This is a genomic window from Marinobacter sediminum (assembly GCF_023657445.1).
Classification (GTDB): Bacteria; Pseudomonadota; Gammaproteobacteria; order Pseudomonadales; family Oleiphilaceae; genus Marinobacter; species Marinobacter sediminum_A.
The window spans coordinates 1,529,403-1,550,344 of the sequence record NZ_JAGTWY010000001.1 but is presented as its reverse complement, the minus strand read 5'-3'; the positions used below and the strand labels follow the sequence as shown (position 1 = coordinate 1,550,344).

General features: G+C 55.0%; 20 protein-coding genes and 1 tRNA gene. 20 read left to right on the top strand and 1 reads right to left on the bottom strand.

Going from position 1 to position 20,942, the window contains the following annotated elements; all coding sequences use genetic code 11:
* Positions 1 to 35 precede the first annotated feature (35 nt).
* From flgG to secF, 12 genes are all read left to right on the top strand, one after another.
* Complete coding sequence (gene flgG, locus KFJ24_RS07355) at positions 36 to 824, top strand: flagellar basal-body rod protein FlgG (protein ID WP_250830422.1); 789 nt, start codon at positions 36 to 38, stop codon at positions 822 to 824.
* 3 nt (positions 825 to 827) lie between these two features.
* A complete protein-coding gene (gene flgH / locus KFJ24_RS07350; protein WP_250830421.1) occupies positions 828 to 1,529 on the top strand; it encodes a flagellar basal body L-ring protein FlgH in 702 nt (233 codons plus the stop codon).
* A complete protein-coding gene (locus KFJ24_RS07345) occupies positions 1,526 to 2,623 on the top strand; it encodes a flagellar basal body P-ring protein FlgI (protein WP_250830420.1) in 1,098 nt (365 codons plus the stop codon). The genes flgH and KFJ24_RS07345 overlap by 4 nt, the downstream gene beginning before the upstream one ends.
* An 8-nt stretch (positions 2,624 to 2,631) precedes the next feature.
* The gene (gene flgJ, locus KFJ24_RS07340) at positions 2,632 to 3,618 is read left to right on the top strand and encodes a flagellar assembly peptidoglycan hydrolase FlgJ (RefSeq protein ID WP_250830419.1); all 987 of its coding nucleotides are present in this window, start codon (positions 2,632 to 2,634) and stop codon (positions 3,616 to 3,618) included.
* Between the two features lie 5 nt (positions 3,619 to 3,623).
* Positions 3,624 to 5,657, top strand: coding sequence for a flagellar hook-associated protein FlgK (gene flgK, locus KFJ24_RS07335; protein ID WP_250830417.1), 2,034 nt, complete (start codon positions 3,624 to 3,626; stop codon positions 5,655 to 5,657).
* A 43-nt stretch (positions 5,658 to 5,700) separates the two neighbouring features.
* The gene (flgL, locus tag KFJ24_RS07330) at positions 5,701 to 6,924 is read left to right on the top strand and encodes a flagellar hook-associated protein FlgL (protein WP_250830416.1); all 1,224 of its coding nucleotides are present in this window, start codon (positions 5,701 to 5,703) and stop codon (positions 6,922 to 6,924) included.
* An 83-nt stretch (positions 6,925 to 7,007) separates the two neighbouring features.
* A tRNA-Leu gene (locus KFJ24_RS07325) sits at positions 7,008 to 7,094 on the top strand.
* Between the two features lie 368 nt (positions 7,095 to 7,462).
* Positions 7,463 to 8,566 (top strand): tRNA preQ1(34) S-adenosylmethionine ribosyltransferase-isomerase QueA, encoded by a 1,104-nt coding sequence (gene queA / locus KFJ24_RS07320; protein WP_250830415.1) that lies wholly within the window; start codon positions 7,463 to 7,465, stop codon positions 8,564 to 8,566.
* 14 nt (positions 8,567 to 8,580) lie between these two features.
* A complete protein-coding gene (tgt, locus tag KFJ24_RS07315) occupies positions 8,581 to 9,702 on the top strand; it encodes a tRNA guanosine(34) transglycosylase Tgt (protein ID WP_250832580.1) in 1,122 nt (373 codons plus the stop codon).
* Positions 9,703 to 9,731: 29 nt separating this feature from the next.
* Positions 9,732 to 10,094, top strand: coding sequence for a preprotein translocase subunit YajC (yajC, locus tag KFJ24_RS07310; RefSeq protein ID WP_250830414.1), 363 nt, complete (start codon positions 9,732 to 9,734; stop codon positions 10,092 to 10,094).
* A gap of 80 nt (positions 10,095 to 10,174) precedes the next feature.
* Positions 10,175 to 12,049: a protein translocase subunit SecD gene (secD, locus tag KFJ24_RS07305; RefSeq protein WP_250830413.1), complete on the top strand. Its 1,875-nt coding sequence runs from the start codon at positions 10,175 to 10,177 to the stop codon at positions 12,047 to 12,049.
* Positions 12,042 to 12,995, top strand: a complete 954-nt coding sequence (gene secF / locus KFJ24_RS07300) for a protein translocase subunit SecF (protein WP_250830412.1) — start codon at positions 12,042 to 12,044, stop codon at positions 12,993 to 12,995. The genes secD and secF overlap by 8 nt, the downstream gene beginning before the upstream one ends.
* A 74-nt stretch (positions 12,996 to 13,069) precedes the next feature.
* Here the strand turns inward: secF and KFJ24_RS07295 are convergent, their stop codons facing one another.
* Positions 13,070 to 13,870: an inositol monophosphatase family protein gene (locus KFJ24_RS07295; RefSeq protein WP_250830411.1), complete on the bottom strand. Its 801-nt coding sequence runs from the start codon at positions 13,868 to 13,870 to the stop codon at positions 13,070 to 13,072.
* Between the two features lie 185 nt (positions 13,871 to 14,055).
* On the opposite strand from KFJ24_RS07295, the gene trmJ reads away from it, so the two are divergent.
* The 8 genes from trmJ (at position 14,056) to KFJ24_RS07255 (ending at position 20,927) form a co-directional block, all read left to right on the top strand.
* Entirely contained in the window at positions 14,056 to 14,919 is an 864-nt protein-coding gene (gene trmJ / locus KFJ24_RS07290; RefSeq protein WP_250830410.1) for a tRNA (cytosine(32)/uridine(32)-2'-O)-methyltransferase TrmJ, read from the top strand.
* Positions 14,912 to 15,688, top strand: a complete 777-nt coding sequence (cysE, locus tag KFJ24_RS07285; protein WP_250830409.1) for a serine O-acetyltransferase — start codon at positions 14,912 to 14,914, stop codon at positions 15,686 to 15,688. The genes trmJ and cysE overlap by 8 nt, the downstream gene beginning before the upstream one ends.
* Before the next feature lie 77 nt (positions 15,689 to 15,765).
* Positions 15,766 to 16,263 (top strand): Fe-S cluster assembly transcriptional regulator IscR, encoded by a 498-nt coding sequence (gene iscR, locus KFJ24_RS07280; protein WP_250830408.1) that lies wholly within the window; start codon positions 15,766 to 15,768, stop codon positions 16,261 to 16,263.
* A 19-nt stretch (positions 16,264 to 16,282) separates the two neighbouring features.
* Positions 16,283 to 17,431 carry an IscS subfamily cysteine desulfurase gene (locus KFJ24_RS07275; protein ID WP_250830407.1) on the top strand — a complete coding sequence of 383 codons (1,149 nt, stop codon included), beginning with the start codon at positions 16,283 to 16,285 and terminating at the stop codon, positions 17,429 to 17,431.
* A gap of 68 nt (positions 17,432 to 17,499) precedes the next feature.
* Positions 17,500 to 17,928: a nucleoside-diphosphate kinase gene (gene ndk, locus KFJ24_RS07270; RefSeq protein WP_070967734.1), complete on the top strand. Its 429-nt coding sequence runs from the start codon at positions 17,500 to 17,502 to the stop codon at positions 17,926 to 17,928.
* A 63-nt stretch (positions 17,929 to 17,991) separates the two neighbouring features.
* On the top strand, positions 17,992 to 19,104 hold the full coding sequence (rlmN, locus tag KFJ24_RS07265) for a 23S rRNA (adenine(2503)-C(2))-methyltransferase RlmN (RefSeq protein WP_250830406.1): 1,113 nt from the start codon (positions 17,992 to 17,994) through the stop codon (positions 19,102 to 19,104).
* Between the two features lie 40 nt (positions 19,105 to 19,144).
* Positions 19,145 to 19,951 carry a type IV pilus biogenesis/stability protein PilW gene (gene pilW, locus KFJ24_RS07260; RefSeq protein ID WP_250830402.1) on the top strand — a complete coding sequence of 269 codons (807 nt, stop codon included), beginning with the start codon at positions 19,145 to 19,147 and terminating at the stop codon, positions 19,949 to 19,951.
* The gene (locus KFJ24_RS07255) at positions 19,941 to 20,927 is read left to right on the top strand and encodes a RodZ domain-containing protein (protein WP_250830401.1); all 987 of its coding nucleotides are present in this window, start codon (positions 19,941 to 19,943) and stop codon (positions 20,925 to 20,927) included. Before pilW ends, KFJ24_RS07255 begins: the two co-directional genes overlap by 11 nt.
* Positions 20,928 to 20,942: the final 15 nt, after the last annotated feature.

Below are 20,942 nucleotides of genomic sequence, written 5' to 3'. Positions count from 1 at the left end.
GCCGCAACAAAAGCCTCCGGCAAGGAGTAGGAATCATGCATCCAGCACTTTGGGTCAGCAAAACCGGATTGAGCGCACAGGACACCAACATGTCCACGATTTCCAACAACCTGGCAAACGTCAATACCACCGGCTTCAAGCGGGATCGTGCGGTCTTTCAGGACTTGCTGTATCAGATCAACCGGCAGCCGGGTGGCTTGAGCACCCAGAACTCCGAGTTGCCCTCAGGGCTTCAATTAGGCACCGGTGTGCGGATCGTGGGCACAGCCAAGCAGTTTTCCCAGGGTAACCTGCAAATTACCGAGCAGCCGCTTGATATGGCGGTTAATGGCCGGGGCTTCTTCCAGGTTCAGTTGCCGGATGGTCAGATCGCTTACACCCGGGATGGCCAGTTCCAGCTCAATGCCAACGGCGATGTGGTGAACCCGGATGGTTACGCCCTTGAGCCTGCGATTACGGTCCCTGACAACGCGACCAATGTCACCATCGGCAAGGACGGCACGGTCACGGCGGTAACAGATGATCAGTCCGCACCGATCAACCTGGGTCAGATTACCCTGGCGGATTTCATTAATCCTCAGGGCCTTCAGGCCATCGGTAACAACCTGTTCAAGGCCACCAATGCAAGTGGAGATCCCGCAGAGGGTGAGGCAGGGCTCGCGGGCCTTGGATCTATTGAGCAGGGATCGGTTGAGGCGTCCAACGTGGAAGTGGTGGAAGAGTTGGTCAATATGATTACCACTCAGCGAGCCTATGAGATGAACTCGAAGGTAGTCTCCACAACTGACCAGATGCTCCAGTTCATTACCAACAACATTGGTTAAGCCATGAAACGCATCATTCAAACCGGTAAATCCAGGCAAGTGGGCACGCTGGCGCTTGTCGGACTGCTGATTGTGTTGCAGGGGTGCACAGCCATGAGCCGGCCCCGGGCGGTTCCTGATGATCCCGAATATGCCCCGGTTCGTGCACAGGCAATGATGCACAGGGATCCGGAGTCCGGTGCCATTTTCCAGACTTCCCGGAACTACAACTTCTATGGCGATACGACGGCGCTGAATGTCGGGGATGTTCTGACGATCACCCTGAAAGAGTCCACGCGGGCGAGCAAGAACGCTGACACTAGTATCACCAAGGATAGCGACATAACCCTGCCGGAACCGACGATTCTCGGGAAAAGCAGCATTGGTATTGCCACATCAATCGATCAGCAGCGGGATTTCGAGGGTTCAGCCGAGGCGGATCAGAGCAACAGCCTGGCAGGCAATATCACAGTTACTGTGACTGAAGTCTTGCCCAATGGTGTCCTGCGTATCAGGGGAGAGAAGTGGTTGTCCCTGACCAACGGCGATGAATTCATCCGGCTCACTGGCCTGGTGCGTCCCCAGGATATTCAACCGGACAACACCGTGGCCTCGACCCGCATTGCGGATGCTCGAATTGCCTATGGTGGTACCGGGGATTTTGATCAGGCCAATCAGATGGGCTGGATGGCCCGCTTCTTCAACAGCGAATGGTGGCCGTTATGACTTTGAAAAGAGCATTGGCGACCATGCTGGTGATGGTACTTGTTGCCGCTCCGGTGATGGCTGACCGCCTGAAAGATCTGGCGCGCATCAAGGGCGTTCGTAACAACCAACTGGTGGGCTACGGTCTTGTGGTGGGACTGGACGGAACCGGAGACAAGGCGCCGTTCACCAATCAGACGTTTCGGAACATGATGAATCAGTTTGGTGTGACACTGCCTGACGGCGTCAACCCCAACCTGGCCAATGTGGCCGCGGTAACCGTGAGCGCAACACTGCCTCCGTTTGCCAAGCCCGGTCAGGAACTTGATATTACGGTTTCTTCCATCGGCAATGCCGACAGCCTGCGCGGTGGTACCTTATTGATGGCGCCGCTGAAGGGTGCCGATAACAATATTTACGCCATGGCGCAGGGCAGTCTTGTCGTCGGTGGTTTCGGTGCCCAGGGCCAGGACGGCTCCCGCATCACCGTCAATGTTCCGAGCGTAGGGCGTATTCCAAACGGTGCCACCATTGAGCGTGAGGTGTCCTCGCCGTTTTCGAAAGGTGACACCATCACCTTCCACCTGCTCCGCGCCGATTTCACAACAGCCCGGCGGGTCGTAGAGGCGATTAATGGTCATCTTGGCCCTGACATGGCCTATGCCCACGATGCGACTTCGGTCTCGGTGCGGGCGCCCCGGGACCCTTCCCAGCGAGTGAGTTTCCTCTCAATTCTCGAAAACATTGAGATTGATCCGGCTCAGGATGCGGCCAAGGTGGTCATCAACAGCCGCACCGGCACCATCGTGGTTGGCCAGAATGTGAAAGTCAGTCCGGCGGCAGTTACTCACGGCAACCTGACCGTCACCATTCAGGAAAATCCCGAAGTGGTTCAACCCAACCCCTTTGCCGGTGGAGACACCGCCGTGCAGCAGGATACCCAGATTGCGGTTACCGAAGACCCGGCACGGATGTTTAAGTTCGGGCCTGCCGTCACCCTGAATGAGATTGTCCAGGCGGTTAACCAGGTTGGTGCGGCCCCCGGAGATGTTATGGCTGTTCTCGAAGCGCTCAAGCAGGTCGGTGCTTTGCGTGCCGAACTGATTGTAATTTAGGTGGCATGATGCAGGACTACCAGGTTCAGCAGGCACAGGTCTACACCGATTTCAGCGGCTTGAATGCGCTGAAATCCCAGGCCCGTACGGACAAGCAGGCGGCGCTTGAGGAAGTGGCGCGGCAATTCGAGAGCCTGTTCCTGTCCGAAATGCTCAAATCCATGCGCAAAGCAGGGGATGTATTTGCCGAGGGCAATTACCTCAACAGCAAGCAGTCGGAATTCTATCGGGACATGTTCGACAGCCAGCTCAGTCTTACTATGGCGAAAGATCAGGGTGCGGGACTTGCCGACGCGCTGGTCCGGCAGCTAAGCCGTCAGATGCCCGGCATGAACAGCGAGGGAGGAAAGCTGGCGGACTACAAGCAAAGTCTTGCGGATTACGATCGCAGCCTGCCGGCCTTGTCGCCCCGATTACCCGAGCAGGTTGCAAAGGTAACAGAGGTGGCAGGTATTGCAGTCGCCATGCCGGCCGAAACTTCAGGAGCCATGCCTGAGCGGTTCGAGTCGCCGGAGCATTTTGTGCGCGAACTGTTGCCAGTGGCAGAGCGCATCGCTGTTGATGCCGGGATTGACCCCAAACTGATGGTTGCCCAGGCCGCTCTCGAGACTGGCTGGGGACGTCACATGATCAAGGGTGATGGAGACCAGCCGAGCTTTAACCTGTTTGGTATCAAGGCTGACAGCCGCTGGCAGGGGGATGCAGTGACCATCACCACGACAGAATATCGGGAAGGTTTGCCCATGAAGGAGCAGGCGAGTTTCAGGTCCTACCCGGACTACGAATCGAGCTTCCGTGACTATGTTTCTTTCCTGGAATCGAACCCACGTTACCGGGATGTTCTCTCGGTTGCTGATCAGCCCGAAGTCTTTGCGGACAAGCTTCAGCAGGCAGGTTATGCGACCGATCCCGACTATGGTCAAAAGATCCGCCAGATCATGAATCGTGACTCATTGATGACGCTGTCTCTGGGCAGTGAAGGGACTAAGGAGTAACTGTTATGGCAGGGCTGATAGGTATTGGTCTGACCGGCGTCCTGAGTCATCAGGCGGCGCTGAATACCACCGGAAACAATATTACCAACGCTAACACTCCGGGTTATAGCCGCCAGGAAGTCCAGTTTGAAACCCAGGAAGGGCAGCGCACCGGTGCTGGCACTATCGGAAGCGGTGTCAGTATTGAAAATATTCGTCGTCTGGCCAACGAATACCTTGTGCAACAGGTCAGGGAAGACAGCACCCTCTACGGTGAACAGGAAACACTGAATTCCGAGTTGACGAGGCTTGATAACCTCCTGGGCGGAGAGAATACCGGGTTGAGTAATGCCCTGAACAATTTCTTTGCCAGCCTTCAGAATGCTGCCGAGGACCCAACCTCTCTGCCTCAGCGGCAACTGGTGTTGAGCGAAGCCCAGCAAATTGTTAATCGATTCCAGGGACTGAATCAGGAGTTCATCCAGCAGCGTGAATCGGTCAAAACCCAGATGGAGCAGGGTGTCAAGGACGCCAATACATTGCTCAAGAGCATTGCCGAACTGAATCTGGCGATCTCGGAATCCCCTGGCATTGCTCAGGGGAAGATGCCGAATGAGTTGCTGGACAAGCGTGATGAGAAACTCAGGCAGTTAGCGGAACTGGTCAATATCAAGGTGTCGCCGGCAGACGGCAGCCAGGTTAACGTTTCGCTGACCAATGGGCAGTCTCTGGTAGTGGGCAGTAACGCTGCCCAGTTTGGCACCCGAGAGAGTGCGGAGGACCCCACACGTCTTGAGTTTACGTTGAGCAATGGTGGGCGCACGCTCAATGTGAACGAGCAGATCAGTGGCGGCAAGCTTGGTGGGCTGCTTCGTTTTGACAATGAGGCACTCAAGCCAGCATTTGATGAGCTCGGCAGAATAGCTATTGCCTTGTCGGCAACCATGAACCATCAGCATGAAATTGGTATGGATCTGGAGGGCGATCTGGGCGGGTTGTTCTTCAAGGACATTAACTCCGAGGCCGTGCAACGGAGTCGGGTGATTGCGAACAGCAATAATCAGGTTCCCCAGAACGGCCAACTGGCGGTGGAGATAACCGATAGTGCGAAACTCGCGGCAGGCAGCTACACGCTTCAGTTCAGTGGTGATGGCGGCAGCTTCGAACTTATTGACAAGGCTACCGGTGAAACCGTCAATCAGGGTCGGTTGCCAGACCCGGTTCAGTCCGAGATATCCATGCCCGGGTTTAACATCCGCATTGAAGGAGGCACCTTTAATGCGGGCGATAAATATCTGATCCAGCCAAGCCGGAATGCGGCAGAGGCTATCGGGCTTGTGGTTGATCGTGAAGAGGATCTTGCGTTCGCCAGTCCCGTGCGGGCATCAACCGGGGATCAGAATATCGGGACCGGGGCGATTGATCAGGGCACGATGCTGAACGTGAAAAACCCGTTCACCAACTCACTCTTGCCAGGGTTTCAGACGTCGGGGGAATTGAGTAACGGGCCCCTGACGGTGTCCTTTGCTTCCGGCGGTCCCACCGGTCTGACTTTTACTGTGACGGATTCCTCCGGCACTGCGATTGGCGCGGCAAACCAGCCCTACACTGCAGGACAGGTGAATGAATTATTCAGCGAAGACCCTGCCAGCGGTGCTGCTTATCAGGGCTTTCAGTTCAGAGTGACAGGTCAGCCTGCTGTGGGTGACACGTTCACTATTGACTACAACACCAACGGTGTTTCCGATAACCGTAACGCGGAGCTGCTTGCCGCGCTGGGTACCGCGAATACCCTGAATAACGGCAACCAGAGTTTCACCGAGGGCTATGCCGGGCTGGTCGAGGATATCGGCGTCGCAACCCGCCAGAGTCAACTCGATATGGATGCGGGTAAAACGCTCCTGGAGCAGTCCACCAATCAACGGGAGGCTGTATCCGGTGTAAACCTTGATGAGGAGGCCGGCAAGTTGATCCAGTATCAGGCGGCTTATAACGCATCGGCGCAGGTTATGTCGGTGGCCCAGGATTTATTCAATACGCTGTTACAGAGTTTCCGATAATGGGACGGGTAACGGTCGAGATGGCAGCGTGAGGTGATGTGAGATGATCCGAATTTCATCACAACAGATTTTTTCCGGCGGTATTAATCGCCTGCAGGAACTTAACACCAACCTGAATAATACCCAGCAACAGATATCAACGGGCAAGAGGGTAAACAAGCCGTCTGATGACCCTGTGGCTGCTGCCAGGATTCTTAAGCTGGACCAGGAGCTGGCGCGTGTCGAAACCTATCAGCGTAATGTGGACCTCGCGGATAACCGGCTTAATCAGGAAGAAAGCACGCTGGAAAGCTCAGTCGATATTATTCAGCGGGTTCGTGAGCTCACGGTGCAGGCAGGTAACGGTTCACTGACAGCGAATGACCGTCGCTCAATATCGTCGGAGTTGAGAGAACGCCTGGGGCAGCTGGCAAACGTTGCCAACACTCGCGATGCATCCGGGGAATATATTTTCAGCGGTTTCCAGGGGGCAATACAGGCCTTCCAGCAGGATGCTACCGGCAGTTGGCAGTATCAGGGGGATGAGGGCCAACGCGTTCTGGAAATTGATGATGGTGTTACCGTACCGATCAGCGATCATGGCAAAGGCATTTTTGTAAATGTTCCGGCCGCCGTGACGGGTGAGCATACAACAGTGAACACCACTGATGCCTACATTTCAGGTGTGTCCGTGGTTAATGAGGCTTCGTTAAAGGCTGAGTACCCGAATTCGTTTCCGGATGACATCACTGTTGAAATTCAAGCCGGCGGAAACATCCTCGCGACGGACAGTGAAGGGGATATCCTGACGGTTGATCCGGCAACCTATCAGACTGGTGAACCGTTTGTAGTTGCAGGTGTTGAAGTGTCTATCAGCGACGCAGTCCCGGGGGCAGGTGACGTATTCACGCTGAAGATCAATGAAAAACAATCGGTTTTCGGAACCATCGAAAACCTGATTGCAGGCCTTGAGTCCATCGGGAAGACCAGCGCTCAGGGAGCCGCTGAATTCGATGACCTGATCGCTGAATCCCTCATTAACCTCGACAGCGCCCAGGAAAGTATCATCCTGAAGCAAACGGAGCTTGGCGGAAGGATGAATGCTGTGGAGTCCACCAGGACTTTTCTGGACGACTCATCGGTGTATACCAATGAAATTCGTTCAGAATTGCAGGATCTGGACTACGCCGAGGCGATCAGTAATCTGAGCTTCCAGAGCTTTGTCCTGCAGGCCGCGCAGCAGTCTTTTGCACAGGTGTCCCAGCTGTCCCTGTTTGACAGGCTCTGAATATTTGAAGCAGCAGGCAGATCTGTCCGCTGACCATATTGCTTTCGCGAACAAGCTCAGTATAATCCCCTCCACTTTCCGATGGCGGCGTGGTGAAATTGGTAGACACGACGGATTCAAAATCCGTTGGGGTAAAACCCGTGGCGGTTCGAGTCCGCCCGCCGCTACCATTACCTGAAAGGCACCCCTCTCTTTATAACTTCGCTGTTCGCTCGCGCAAATTGTTCTCTTCAATTTGATACCGATTCCAGCAGGCCCGTCTGGCAGCAGGAGGCTATCACCCCAGAGCGCGATGGTGCATATCTGGGCCTGACTACCCGGTTCACCTCTCCGGTTTATCAGGGGCTGGTAATTTCCGTTCAGAACGTAACGTCTCCGGGTTCTTATCGGAAATTGCACAGCAATTACCTCTTCATTGGAACGGCAAAACGAAGTCCAGAACCAGAATAAATGATCTTGCTGTTCAGGCGAGACGCATTCCGTGGTAAATTCCGCATTCTTTTTACACAAGTGCCGTCGCGCCTAGACACCCCTTTCTATGAACGTCTCTGATTTTTACTTTGATCTGCCGGACGAGCTGATCGCACGATATCCCCTCCGGGAACGCACGGCATCCCGTCTGCTATGTCTGGACGGGCTGTCCGGCGAAGCCATGCACCGAGAGTTCTCGAGCCTTCCCGGGTTGCTCCAGCCTGGCGATCTGCTGGTCTTTAATGACACCCGTGTAATTCCTGCCCGCTTGTTCGGGAAGAAAGAAACCGGAGGGCAGGTCGAAATCCTGGTCGAGAGAGTGACCGGCGAGCATACGATTATTGCCCATGTTCGTGCGTCAAAAGCACTCAAGGATGGTCAAAAAGTCATCCTTGAAGACGGCACGGCCATGCGAATGACTGGTCGGGACGCGGCTTTGTTTCATCTTGTCTGCGAAGCCGCCGAGCCCGTGCTTGAAGTACTCGAGCGCATCGGGCATATGCCGTTGCCACCATATGTGGATCGCCCTGACGAAAGTTCAGATCGTGAGCGGTACCAGACGGTCTATGCGAGAGAGGCAGGCGCTGTTGCAGCGCCCACGGCAGGTTTGCACTTTGATGAGAAGCTTTTTGAAACACTCCGGGAAATGGACGTTGAAACCACTTTCGTGACACTCCATGTTGGTGCCGGGACGTTTCAGCCGGTTCGTGTTGACCGGATCGAAGATCATGTCATGCACAGTGAAGTGGTGCATGTTCCCCAGGAAACCGTGGATGCCGTCGAGCGCACCAGATCGCGCGGTGGCCGCGTTATTGCAGTCGGTACCACCTCTGTACGCTCCCTCGAGTCGGCTAGCAGGGGAGGCCGCCTGCGGGCATTTCGCGGTGAGACAGACATATTCATCAGTCCGGGATACCGCTTTGAAACGGTCGATGTCCTGTTGACGAACTTCCACTTGCCCGAGTCCACGCTGATCATGCTGGTGAGCGCATTCGCCGGCTATGAGAGTGTGATGAATGCCTACCGGGAGGCCGTCGCAGAACAATACCGGTTCTTCAGTTATGGAGACGCCATGTTTATTACCGGTCAGGAACCAAGCAGGGGAATGCTGCTGGGTCCCTCCGAAACCACCACCGATTCCACGCAAGATAACGCCGGGGAGGCTGTGTGACCCAGTCCTGTTTCATGTCATTTGAAAAGCTTGGAGAAGACGGGCGCGCCCGTCGTGGCCGGCTGACCTTTCCTCGTGGCACGGTGGAAACGCCTGCATTCATGCCGGTTGGCACTTACGGCACGGTCAAGGGCATGCTGCCCCGCGATATCGAAGAAATTGGTGCCGAGATAATTCTGGGTAACACCTTTCATCTGATGCTTCGCCCAGGCACCGAGGTGGTCAAAGCCCATGGAGATCTCCATGACTTCACCCAGTGGAAAGGGCCAATCCTGACGGACTCTGGCGGTTTCCAGGTATTCAGCCTTGGCGAGATGCGAAAAATTACTGAGGAGGATGTAACCTTCCGTTCTCCCATCGATGGTTCGCCAGTCAAGCTGTCGCCCGAGATTGCGATCCAGGTGCAGCGTGATCTGGGTTCGGACATTGTCATGATCTTCGATGAGTGCACGCCTTACCCGGCCACCGAACGCCAGGCGGAGGATTCCATGGAGCTTTCGTTGCGCTGGGCCGAGCGCAGTAAAAACGCCCACGAAGGCAACCCTGCGGCATTATTCGGGATCGTTCAGGGTGGCATGTACGAGAACCTTCGTGAGCGCTCACTGGAAGGGCTGACGGAAATCGGATTTGATGGTTACGCCATCGGTGGCCTTTCCGTTGGCGAGCCGAAAGAGGATATGATCCGGATTCTGGATCATCTTCCGCCGAAGATGCCGGAAGATAAACCACGCTATCTGATGGGCGTCGGCCGGCCGGAAGATATCGTTGAGGCGGTCCGTCGTGGTGTGGATATGTTCGACTGTGTCATGCCGACCCGTAATGCACGGAATGGCTACCTGTTCACGTCGACCGGAATCGTCAAGATCCGCAATGCCCGCCATCGCCATGATACCTCGCCTCTTGACGAGCGCTGCGACTGTTACACTTGTAAGAACTTTTCGAGAAGTTATCTGCATCATCTGGATAAGTGTGGAGAAATGCTGGGGTCGCAGTTGAATACAATCCATAACCTGCGGTTCTATCAGAACCTCATGGCCGGATTGCGTGGGGCCATTGAAGCAGGTACATTGTCGGACTTTGTAATCGACTTCTATGCTCTTCGCGGCGAGGCAGTCCCGCCGCTGAGCACTGACTGAACTAATTGCTTAACCAACGGAGATATTAAATGAAATCGATTAAATTGCTCGTAGCCGGTTTGATGGCGATGATGCCCGCACTGGCCATGGCGCAGGACCCTGCTGCCCAGGGTATGGGTGTGATGGGTCAGGTGATCTTCTTTGCCGGTTTCATCCTGATTTTTTACTTCCTGATCTGGCGCCCACAGTCCAAACGCGCCAAGGAGCACAAAGCGCTGATGTCGGGCCTGAACAAGGGTGACGAGATCGTCACTTCCGGCGGCGTTGCTGGAAAGATCACCAAAGTAACCGACGACTTCATCGCTGTTGAAATCGCTGACAATGTTGAAATCAAGGTGCAGAAGGTTGCCGTCGCTGCAGCTCTGCCAAAAGGTACTCTGAAGGACATCTGAGCCGGAGGCCGTAACCCGACGGTTTGATTCTTTCTGGCTGAAACACCAAGGCCGGCCTTTGGCCGGCTAAAAGGGATCCCATGCTGAACAAGTATCCTCTCTGGAAAAACCTAGTTATCCTGGTCGCACTTCTGATCGGGTTTATCTACGCTTTGCCCAACCTTTTCCCTGACGATTACGCCATTCAGATTACCGGTGCCCGAAGCAGCACCGAAGTAAATGCAGGTACTCTGGATCGAGCGGTCAAGGCTCTGGAATCAGAGGGTGTCGAGGTTAAAAGCAGTACGCTTCAGGATCGGGATGCCCTGATTCGCCTTACCACCGCAGAAGACCAGCTTCAGGCTCGTCCCGCGGTGCAGTCCGTGCTCGGTAACGACTACCTTGTAGCCCTGAATATGGCCCCCTCTACACCGGATTGGCTGAAGAGTCTCGGTGCCGGCCCAATGAAACTTGGCCTGGACCTGCGTGGCGGTGTGCACTTCCTGTTGGAAGTGGATATGGAGACTGCAGTCAGTCAGCGCCTCGAGGCACTGTCTGGTCAGATTAAGCGTGAGCTCCGTGATGAGCGGATTCGCTATCGTGGCGGCGATGTTGAAGGGCAGCGCGAGATCGTCCTCAGTTTCCGCGACGTGGAGTCTCGTGCCGAGGCCTTCGATCTCATCCGTGACCAGTACAACCAGTTTCTGATGGATGAGCGCACCGAAGGTGAAGAGCGTCAGATTGTCCTGTCTCTGTCCGAAGCGGAAGTGAGGTCAATTCAGGAATACGCACTTGAGCAAAACCTGACGACTATCCGTAATCGTGTCAATGAACTGGGTGTCGCAGAGCCGCTGGTTCAGCGCCAGGGTGCTGACCGGATTATCGTCGAATTGCCGGGTGTGCAGGACACCGCACAGGCCAAGCGGGTTCTGGGCGCCACAGCGAACCTGGAGTTCCGGCTTGAGGCTCCTCAGGACGCATCGGCCGGGGAGGTTGAGGAGTTCAGTTTCCGTGACAACCCCCAGCGATCCGCCCGTCTGGAGCGTGACGTCATCACGACTGGTAACAACGTTGCCAATGCCCAGCAGGCGTTCGACGAGAACGGTCAGCCACAGGTAAGTATCACCATGGACTCTGTCGGCGGTGATCAGATGAACCGTGCGACCCGAAATGCAATCGGCCGTCGTATGGCGGTTCTGTTCATCGAGTTCCGTACGGAAACCGAAAACCGCATGGTCGATGGTGAGATGACCTCGGTAGACAAGCGGGTGGTTGAAAAGGGCATTATCAGTCTGGCGACCGTTCAATCCGCACTGGGCAGCAGCTTCCGTATTACCGGTCTCGATTCGATTCCCGAGGCGGCTGAGCTGGCACTGTTGCTGCGTGCGGGTGCCCTGGCAGCACCCATGTACTTTGTTCAGGAGCGTACGATCGGTCCGAGCCTCGGCCAGAAAAACATCGATGCCGGTATGATGTCGGTGTTGCTGGGTTTTGTCCTGGTCCTTGTTTACATGCTGGTCTATTACCGGGGCTTTGGTCTGATCGCCAACGTCGCGTTGACACTTAACCTGATGTTGCTGATTGCCTGTATGTCTATTCTCTCTGCAACCCTGACCTTGCCGGGTATCGCCGGTATCGTTCTCACGGTAGGTATGGCAGTAGATGCCAACGTACTTATCTTTGAGCGAATAAGAGAAGAGCTCAGGGCCGGCGTTCCGCCGCAGACTGCAATAAACTCCGGTTATTCCCGTGCGTTTGTGTCTATTTTTGATGCCAACATTACAACCCTGCTTGTCGCGGTGATCCTTTTCGCCATGGGCTCCGGTCCGGTTAAGGGCTTTGCAGTAACCCTGTGTCTGGGCATTCTTACCTCGATGTTCTCCGGGTTGATGGTCAGTCGCAGTATCGTGAACCTTGTTTATGGCGGTCGAAAGATCGAGAAGCTGTCGATCGGAAGGAAGCTGGCAAATGTCTGAACACGAGAAGAAACCATTTGATTTCATGGGTTTGAGGAAGATTGCATCTGTCCTCTCAATTGCGCTTCTGGTTACGTCCGTCGTGCTGCTCGCAGTGCGCGGTCTTAACCTGGGCATGGACTTTACGGGCGGCACGTCGGTCGAGTTTGAATACGCCGAGGCGCCGGCCCTCCAGGAAATACGTTCCACTCTGGACGCGGCTGGCTATGAACAGTTCTCGGTTCAGAATTTTGGTTCGGATACGACGGTCCTGGTCCGGCTTGCGGAGGCCGGCAATGATCAGTTGGGTGAGGAGGTAACTCAGGCACTGACAGCCGGAGGCGCCGATCTTGAGCTGATCAGCTCCGAGTTTATCGGTTCTCAGGTTGGGGAAGAGCTGCGGGAAGACAGCGGCCTCGGCTTGCTGCTTGCCCTCGCGGTCGTTCTGATTTACGTAGGTATGCGGTTCCAGTTCAAGTTCGGTATCGCATCGGTATTGCCGCTGGCCCACGACGTCATCATTGTTCTTGGGTGCTTTGCCCTGTTCCAGTGGACGTTCGATCTCACGGTCCTGGCGGCGCTGCTTGCGGTTATTGGTTACTCCCTGAACGATACCATCGTGGTCTCGGACAGGATCAGGGAAAACTTTCGCAAGATGCGGGTTGGTGATTCCTGGGACATTATCAATACTTCGATTCATCAGACTATCAGCCGGACGATCAACACCTCCGGTACGACACTCGTTGTTCTGTTTGCCCTCTATCTGTTTGGTGGTGAGGCCATTAACAACTTTTCGCTGGCACTGATTATCGGTGTTGTTGTGGGTACCTATTCGTCCATCTACGTATCGGCAAGCTTGTTGATTGCGTTTGGTGTTTCGCGTGAGGACCTGATGCTTCCGGCGAAAGAAGGTATCGCCAATGGTGAGGAAGAGGAGCAGCCGCCTGAGTGGCTGAACCGGATGTAAGTTATCTTCAAGCCGAAAAAAACCGCCACTCCCTCGGGATGGCGGTTTTTTTGTGGCCGACAGGCAGCGGCCGCTCAGCGGGGCAGGCGGCCCCGGAACGGGTGCAGTACCTTGAGGACTTCCCGGAAAAGCTTGGGGTTGGCCACAACCAGCTGGCGGGCATTACCGGTTGCAGGGTTGCCGGAAAAATCGCCGGTTAGTGCACCAGACTCCATCGCCAGAGTAACGCCGAGGTCCATATCGGTAACTTCCGGGCGGAAGATGACGGCAGCATCGAGACTGCCTGAAGATACCCGGGCTATGTCCAGAACCACGCATCCGGACGTACGGAACATGGCGGATTCACGGGCGAGAACCGATGCCATTTCACCCCACAGTAGCGAATCCTCGCTTTTGCGGGCCTGGTCCAGAAGGTTGGTGGAAATGGCGGCTTGCTCGGTGTGCTTGACTTCCGAAGCACGTACCCGGCGGCTGTTGAGCGCCGCGCCATGGCCGCGACTGGCGGAATACTCTTCGCCCGTCACCGGATTTACGATCAGGAGATTCTCTGTTCGGTTGTTTTTTTTCTGGGCAAGTGCGAGGGCAAATTCGGGTATGCCTCTCAGGAAGTTTTCGCGCCCGAGAACGGGGAAAATATGCCAGCTTTTCTCACTGGTGCCGGCATCCGCATCATTCAGGGGAGCGATGCTGTGGTCCTTGTAGGCCTTTTCGAGCTGCTCGGAAAAGTTGTCGTAAATAGACTGCTCAACCCGATCCAGCTGACGGCGGCGTTCTGCGTCGTCCTTGCCGGTGGGCTCCTGGCGCTCGAAGTGGGCTTTCAGGTAGTCGGACCCCTGACGCGCGACGCGAAGGGCCATTTTAATAGCTGGTTGCATCTGAGTGTTCATTATCCGGGTGTGTGAAGGGCGGGTATCATAGCAAAAGTTCACTCCCGCTTGTATGTTTTTTGACTCAGCAATACCACGGACACCAAAGGATTACGGCATCTCCGGACGGGCGGGACGGCTTCCGTTTCTGATATGATACGCGATCTTATTCACTCAGCTTGGACCTGTTCACGATGCATAAACCGGCACTTCCTCTGGGAGCCACTGACACATTCCTGGATCAGATCCGTATCGTTCTGGTTGAGACGTCCCACTCGGGTAACATTGGTGCAGTGGCTCGTGCCATGAAGAACATGGGGCTTGGTAACCTCTGGCTGGTAAAGCCGAACTCTTTCCCGGACGAGGCCTCTTATGCCCGGTCTGCAGGGGCGTCGGATATTCTGGATCGGGCCAGTGTCGTGTCATCCCTGGATGAAGCGTTGGACGGTTGCTTGCTCGTGATGGGTACGAGTGCCCGTGGGCGCAAGGTGCCCTGGCCGGTTATTCCGCCCCCGGAAGCCGCTGGCGCGGCCTGTGATAACGCTGAAAAAGGAACTGTTGCACTGGTGTTCGGCAGGGAAAATCACGGGCTGAGTAACGAGGAGCTTCAGCGTTGCCATTACCACATTCACATACCTTCAAATCCTGATTACAGTTCCCTGAATCTTGCCATGGCGGTTCAGGTAATGTGCTATGAGTTAAGAATGCATTACCTCCGCAGTCTTGAAGGTGGGGAAGGGAGCCCATACTTAAAACCTATGACGGCTCCGGGAGACCCGGGCTGGGATGTACCTCCCGCTCCCGTTAACGACGTTGAGGGCTTTTTCGGGCATCTCGAACAGGTGCTGGTGGATGTAGATTTTCATCGAAAGGAAAACCCGCGCCAGCTGATGACCCGTTTGCGGCGTCTTTTTCAGCGCGCGAGACTGGATCAGATGGAAATTAATATCCTCAGGGGCATACTGACCGCAGTACAGAAAGCGGTTGGAGTCAAAGGCAAAAGTAAATCCGCTGAGGCCGATGTTAAGGCGACGGGACAGGAAGATGGCCATGTTTGAGCGTTTGAGGGAAGACATTAAGAGCGTTTTTCACCGGGATCCGGCTGCCAGAAATACGTTTGAGGTTCTGACCAATTACCCCGGGCTTCATGCCCTGCTATTTCACCGGTTTTCTCACTGGCTGTGGAGTCTGGGATTGAAATGGCTTGCTCGTACCATCTCCACCATTGCCCGGTGGCTGACCGGTATCGAGATTCATCCCGGCGCGACTATCGGGCGTCGTTTCTTTATTGACCACGGGATGGGCGTCGTGATCGGCGAAACCACCATCATTGGCGATGATGTTACCCTCTACCAGGGCGTTACTCTGGGCGGGACCAGCTGGAACCAGGGCAAGCGTCACCCAACGATCGGTGATAGCGTGGTGGTAGGCGCGGGTGCCAAGATTCTCGGCCCGTTCGACGTCGGTGAGGGTGCCAAAATAGGGTCAAATTCTGTCGTTACCAAAGCCGTTCCGGCTGGTGCAACAGTGGTCGGTATTCCGGGACGGATCATCGTAAAATCCAAGAACGAAGACGACGTTCGCCGCAAAGAGATGGAAGAGCGAATGGGATTCGATGCCTATGGTGTAACCGAGGAGATGCCGGACCCTGTTGCCCGTGCCATGCGTTCCCTTCTGGATCATATGCACGCTGTTGATGATCGTATTGAGAATATGTGTCGGGCTCTTCGCAAGGTTAACAGCGAATACCAGAATGGTGAGCTTCCGCCGCTTCATGAAGAGGATTTTGACTGCGTTCGCGATGAGAGCGAAGAGACGCGGGGCTGAATACTTGACTGAATTAGTAGGTCAATTCATACTCGCTGCTGTGAATCTAGATTCAATCCCATCACGGGGCTGATGTTATGAAGTTGACCACCAAAGGCCGCTACGCCGTCACGGCAATGCTGGACCTGGCTCTGCATGGAGACCAGGGGCCGGTGAGTCTTGCTGAGATTTCAGCCCGGCAGGAAATTTCACTTTCCTATCTGGAGCAGCTTTTCTCCCGCCTTCGCCGACAGAAACTTGTGGTCAGCATCCGAGGGCCCGGTGGCGGCTACCGTTTGAGTCGTGACGCGGAAGAGGTTTACATAGCGGAAGTCGTGGACGCCGTCAGTGAATCTCTGGATACCACGCGATGCGGCAACAAGGGCGACTGTCAGAAAGGTGAGAAGTGCCTTACCCACCACCTGTGGTCTGACCTGAGTGATCAGATTCATCAGTTTCTGAGTGAAATCAGTCTTGGTGACCTGATGACGAAACACGAAATCCGCCAGGTTGCGGACCGCCAGAACCGCCGTCAATCGGACAGCGGTTCTGAAACGATTAATACCGAACGCCTGTCCGATCAGGCGCCGGCCTGAAACAAAACTCCTTATCATCATGAAAAAGCCCGTATACATGGATTATGCGGCGACGACGCCCGTTGATCCGTCCGTCGCTGAAGAAATGGTCAAATACCTCACTCCTGATGGCATTTTTGGCAACCCCGCATCGCGATCCCATGCTTTTGGGTGGCAGGCGGAGGCCGCTGTCGAAAGTGCTCGCCGTCAGGTTGCAAGTCTGATCCATGCTGACCCCAGGGAGATCGTCTGGACCTCTGGAGCGACCGAATCTGACAACCTTGCCATTAAAGGTGCTGTGGCTGGCCGTACTGATGTCCATGTCATCACCTCGAGCATCGAGCACAAAGCCGTTCTCGATACCTGCAAATGGCTCGAAAAGCATGGTGTCGATGTGACGTGGCTGTCTCCTGACCCGGAAGGGCGGATAAGTGCAGACCAGGTTTTGAGCGAGCTACGCGAAAACACCGTCCTGGTTAGCCTGATGCTTGTGAATAACGAGCTGGGTTGTGTCACCGATGTTGCGGAAATTGGCCAGTTGTTGCGTGAGCGGGGGATACTTTTCCACGTGGACGCTGCCCAGGCCCCGGGTAAAATGCCGGTTGATGTAAGTCAGATGCCGGTGGATCTGATGGCCCTGTCCGGCCATAAGGTGTATGGGCCGAAAGGCGTAGGTGCACTCTACGTCCGTCGCTCGCCTGATGTTCGAATTGAAGCTCAGATTCATGGTGGCGGGCACGAGAGGGGAATGCGTTCCGGTACTTTGCCGACTCACCAGATCGTAGGTATGGGTAAGGCCTTTTCGCTGGTTCAGGAGAACCTGGAAGCTGAGATAGCCAATCTTGAGAGCTTGCGTGAATCCTTTCTGGTTGGCCTGGAGGGGCTTGAAGGTGTCTCTTTTAATGGCAGCAGGGATCACCGGGTGCCGGGTATCCTGAATCTGTCCTTTGACGGGATAGAGGCTGAATCACTCATGTTGGGGCTCAGGGAACTTGCGGTTTCCTCGGGTTCTGCCTGTGCGTCGGCCACAATTGAGCCGTCTTATGTACTGCGAGGGATTGGCTTGAGTGATGATCAGGCCCATAGAGCACTGCGGTTTTCGTTCGGGAGGTTCACAACTACAGAGGACATCGCCTTTGCCAGCTCGCAAATTGTTGATGTTGTTAGTCGCCTTCGTGCAGTGCGGTAGGCAGTTGGCCCCGGACTGCGTATAATCGCAGGCCAGAATTTTAACCTGAACCTAACTGGAGAAAGACCATGGCAAATGAGCGCACGCTCTCGATTATCAAGCCCGACGCGGTAGCAAAGAACGTGATCGGTGAAATCTACAGTCGCTTTGAAAAGGCTGGTCTGAACATTGTTGCTGCCAAAATGATGCACCTGACCCAGGAGCAGGCAGAAGGCTTCTACGCCGAGCACAAAGAGCGTCCGTTCTTTAACGACCTGGTTGCCTTCATGACCTCTGGCCCGGTTGTTGTTCAGGTTCTGGAAGGCGAGGGCGCGATTCTTAAAAACCGCGACCTGATGGGTGCAACCAACCCGAAAGAAGCCGAAGCAGGTACTATCCGCGCCGATTTCGCGTCTTCAATTGATGCAAATGCCGTCCACGGTTCAGATTCCGCGGCTTCTGCCGAGCGCGAGATTGCATATTTCTTTAATGACAACGAAATTTGCCCGCGCGGCTGATTTGCGTTGATCGGAGGCGATCGTTGATCGCCTCCGTATTGGTTATCTGATCGAGGTTATGAAATGACAGCGGCCGCTGAAAAAACCAATCTTCTCGGGATGCCGAAAGCAAAACTTGAGGCTTTCTTCGAATCCCTCGGGGAGAAGCGTTTTCGTGCCACCCAGGTATTGCAGTGGATTCATCAGCGTGGCGCCGATGACTTCGATCAAATGACCAATATGAGTAAGGCCCTGCGGGAAAAACTCAAAGCAGTTGCTGAAATTCGCGGTCCAGAAGTGGTGTATGACGAAACCTCGAAGGATGGCACCCGTAAATGGGTCATGCGCATGGACAATGGCAACAACGTCGAAACGGTCCTCATTCCGGATGGCGAACGTGGCACCCTCTGCGTTTCGTCACAGATCGGCTGCAGTCTCGATTGTACGTTCTGTTCTACTGGCAAGCGGGGCTTCAACCGCAACCTGACTGCTGCGGAGGTCATTGGCCAGGTGTGGGTTGCGCGTAAAGCCTTTATGCCTTTCGAGCCGGGCCCTGACAGGCCTATTACTAATGTGGTCATGATGGGCATGGGTGAGCCGTTGCTGAACTTCGACAACGTAGTCGACGCCATGAACCTCATGATGGAAGATCTTGCCTATGGTATTTCCAAGCGTCGGGTAACTCTGAGCACATCCGGTGTTGTTCCGGCGATGGATCGCCTTGGGGAAGTTACCGATGTTTCACTGGCCATTTCCCTGCATGCCCCGAATGATGAACTCCGTAACAAGCTGGTGCCGCTCAATAAAAAGTATCCGATTGCGGAACTTCTTGCGGCTACCAAGCGATACTTTGCCCGCCTGCCGGACAAACGTAAGGCGACCATTGAGTATACAGTGATTGAGGGAATGAATGATCAGCCGGAGCATGCACGGGAGCTTGCCACGCTGCTGCGTGACCTGCCCTGCAAGATCAATCTGATACCGTTCAATCCGTTTCCGGAGAGTGATTTCCGCCGGCCGAGCATGAATGCGACCCGGCGATTTCAGACGGTGCTCAATGAAGCTGGTTACATAACCACGATTCGAACTACCCGTGGTGACGATATTGACGCCGCCTGCGGTCAGCTGGTTGGCAAGGTTGAGGACAGAACCCGCCGTAGCCAGCGTTACATCGATGTTCAACAGGTTAACCCCTGAGGCCAACTCTTCAATCGGTATATGCGAGGAATGCAAGACTGTGACGTATAGAACAGCGAACAGGCGTTTTTCTGCTGTGGCCCTGGTGCTGGGTGCATTGCTTGTCACAGGCTGCGTAACCACGACTGATAGTCGTTTCGCCCGGGAAGCAGACCGGCAGGATGCGATTGATAATTACGTGCAACTGGCGACCGCCTATATTGGTCAGGGAAACCTTGAGAGAGCCAGGCACCACCTTGATCGTGCGCTCGAACTGTCACCGGACAGTCCGGCGGCGAGAGCCGCCATGGGCCTGGTGTTAAACGCCGAGGGTGAAGCGGAGCTGGCCGACGCCAGCTTCAGCCGAGCCATTTCCGCTGACCCCGGATACACCCGTGCCCGGGTATACTATGGGGCGTTTCTTTACGGGCAGGGCAAGATTGAGGATTCCCGCGACGAGTTTCGGGCTGCCTCCCGGGATACGGACTACAAGGATCGGGGTTCCGTTTTCTATAACCTCGGGATGACCCAGGAACGTCTGGGAGAACTCGATAATGCTACTACCTCCTATCGCCGGGCGGTTGAACTCTCGCGGGGGGATGCACGTTCTTTGCTGTCTTTATCACGGGTACTTGTTGAGCAGGGCAACTATGAATCGGCTGCCGCTTACTATGGTCGGCTCATTTCGATCATGCAGAAAAATAATCGTCTGCAACACTCGCCGGAGAGTCTCATTACCGGAATCCGAATTGCCCGCCATCTGAATAACCGCGATCAGGAAGCAAGCCTGGGTCTACAGCTTAAGAACAACTACCCGGAGTCAGTTGAATACCAACAATATAAGGTGCTGATTTCTAATGGCCAATGATGAAAGTCCTCAGCCAGAGATGAACGAAGCCGTTGGGCAACAGCTGCAGCGCGCACGAGAAAAGTCAGGGCTCAGTGCTGCTGATATCGCTGATGCACAGCATTTACGGCCTGTGGTGATTCAGGCCATTGAGTGTGGTGATTATTCGAAGATAGACAGTGAGCTCTTTCTGAAAGGCTATGTCAGGGCCTATGCAGTGCAGGTGGGGCTTGATGCCGATGCAGTTATAAGCGAGCTGGACAAGGAGCTGGAACCGCTGCGTCAGGAACGGGAGCAGGAGCAAGAGGCGAATCCACTCGTGGATATCGAACGCCGTCGCCACAGAAAGCTTCGTGTGGCCAAGCTGCTTCTCATTCTGGCCGCGTTAGTCCTGGCCGGGTATCTGGCCTTTGCGTTTTTACTGCCCGGCAACACCTCTGAAGACAGTGCCACAGGTGTTCAGGAGTCTGCCCAGCCGCAGGAAAATGAAGAGGCTGGCAATACTGTGACTACTTCGGCGCCGGAAGAGCGGGCAGTGGATGAGTCAGAAACGGCGGTGTCTGCACTGGATGCGACAGCACCGGTGGGCGAAGCCGTGGAAAACCCCGTCGAGGCTCCGGTGTCGGGTAGTGACGATTTGGACGAAGCCATGTCCGAGGATGCAGGGCAACTGGCAGTGGATGCCCAACCGGTATTTGAAGAACCTGAACCTGTTCTGGCAGACCCGGCTGAGACTGCGGCAGTGACCGATGATGGACGCTTGCAGATCACGTTCACCGATGATTGCTGGGTTCAGGTCAGTGACGCTTCCGGGGTCCGTTTAGTTAACTCCCTCCAGCGCAGCGGAGATCAGGTTGATGTTTCCGGAGCGGCACCTTTAAAGGTCGTGATTGGAGCAGTAGACGCTGTTGGCTCTATCCGCTTCCAGGGAGACGCTCTCGATATGGGCGATTATCCAGCTGTAAACAACCGGTCAGAATTTACCCTGACAATCTGAAACTTTGACGATTTT

Coding starts and splice junctions, on each gene's coding strand:
- flgL (WP_250830416.1), top strand. CDS start 5,701: ATGATCCGAATTTCATCACAACAGATTTTTTCCGGCGGTATTAATCGC.
- secD (WP_250830413.1), top strand. CDS start 10,175: ATGCTGAACAAGTATCCTCTCTGGAAAAACCTAGTTATCCTGGTCGCA.
- flgG (WP_250830422.1), top strand. CDS start 36: ATGCATCCAGCACTTTGGGTCAGCAAAACCGGATTGAGCGCACAGGAC.
- KFJ24_RS07345 (WP_250830420.1), top strand. CDS start 1,526: ATGACTTTGAAAAGAGCATTGGCGACCATGCTGGTGATGGTACTTGTT.
- queA (WP_250830415.1), top strand. CDS start 7,463: ATGAACGTCTCTGATTTTTACTTTGATCTGCCGGACGAGCTGATCGCA.
- flgJ (WP_250830419.1), top strand. CDS start 2,632: ATGCAGGACTACCAGGTTCAGCAGGCACAGGTCTACACCGATTTCAGC.
- rlmN (WP_250830406.1), top strand. CDS start 17,992: ATGACAGCGGCCGCTGAAAAAACCAATCTTCTCGGGATGCCGAAAGCA.
- KFJ24_RS07255 (WP_250830401.1), top strand. CDS start 19,941: ATGGCCAATGATGAAAGTCCTCAGCCAGAGATGAACGAAGCCGTTGGG.
- flgK (WP_250830417.1), top strand. CDS start 3,624: ATGGCAGGGCTGATAGGTATTGGTCTGACCGGCGTCCTGAGTCATCAG.
- iscR (WP_250830408.1), top strand. CDS start 15,766: ATGAAGTTGACCACCAAAGGCCGCTACGCCGTCACGGCAATGCTGGAC.
- KFJ24_RS07275 (WP_250830407.1), top strand. CDS start 16,283: ATGAAAAAGCCCGTATACATGGATTATGCGGCGACGACGCCCGTTGAT.
- yajC (WP_250830414.1), top strand. CDS start 9,732: ATGAAATCGATTAAATTGCTCGTAGCCGGTTTGATGGCGATGATGCCC.
- KFJ24_RS07295 (WP_250830411.1), bottom strand. CDS start 13,870: ATGCAACCAGCTATTAAAATGGCCCTTCGCGTCGCGCGTCAGGGGTCC.
- trmJ (WP_250830410.1), top strand. CDS start 14,056: ATGCATAAACCGGCACTTCCTCTGGGAGCCACTGACACATTCCTGGAT.
- cysE (WP_250830409.1), top strand. CDS start 14,912: ATGTTTGAGCGTTTGAGGGAAGACATTAAGAGCGTTTTTCACCGGGAT.
- tgt (WP_250832580.1), top strand. CDS start 8,581: ATGTCATTTGAAAAGCTTGGAGAAGACGGGCGCGCCCGTCGTGGCCGG.
- ndk (WP_070967734.1), top strand. CDS start 17,500: ATGGCAAATGAGCGCACGCTCTCGATTATCAAGCCCGACGCGGTAGCA.
- flgH (WP_250830421.1), top strand. CDS start 828: ATGAAACGCATCATTCAAACCGGTAAATCCAGGCAAGTGGGCACGCTG.
- secF (WP_250830412.1), top strand. CDS start 12,042: ATGTCTGAACACGAGAAGAAACCATTTGATTTCATGGGTTTGAGGAAG.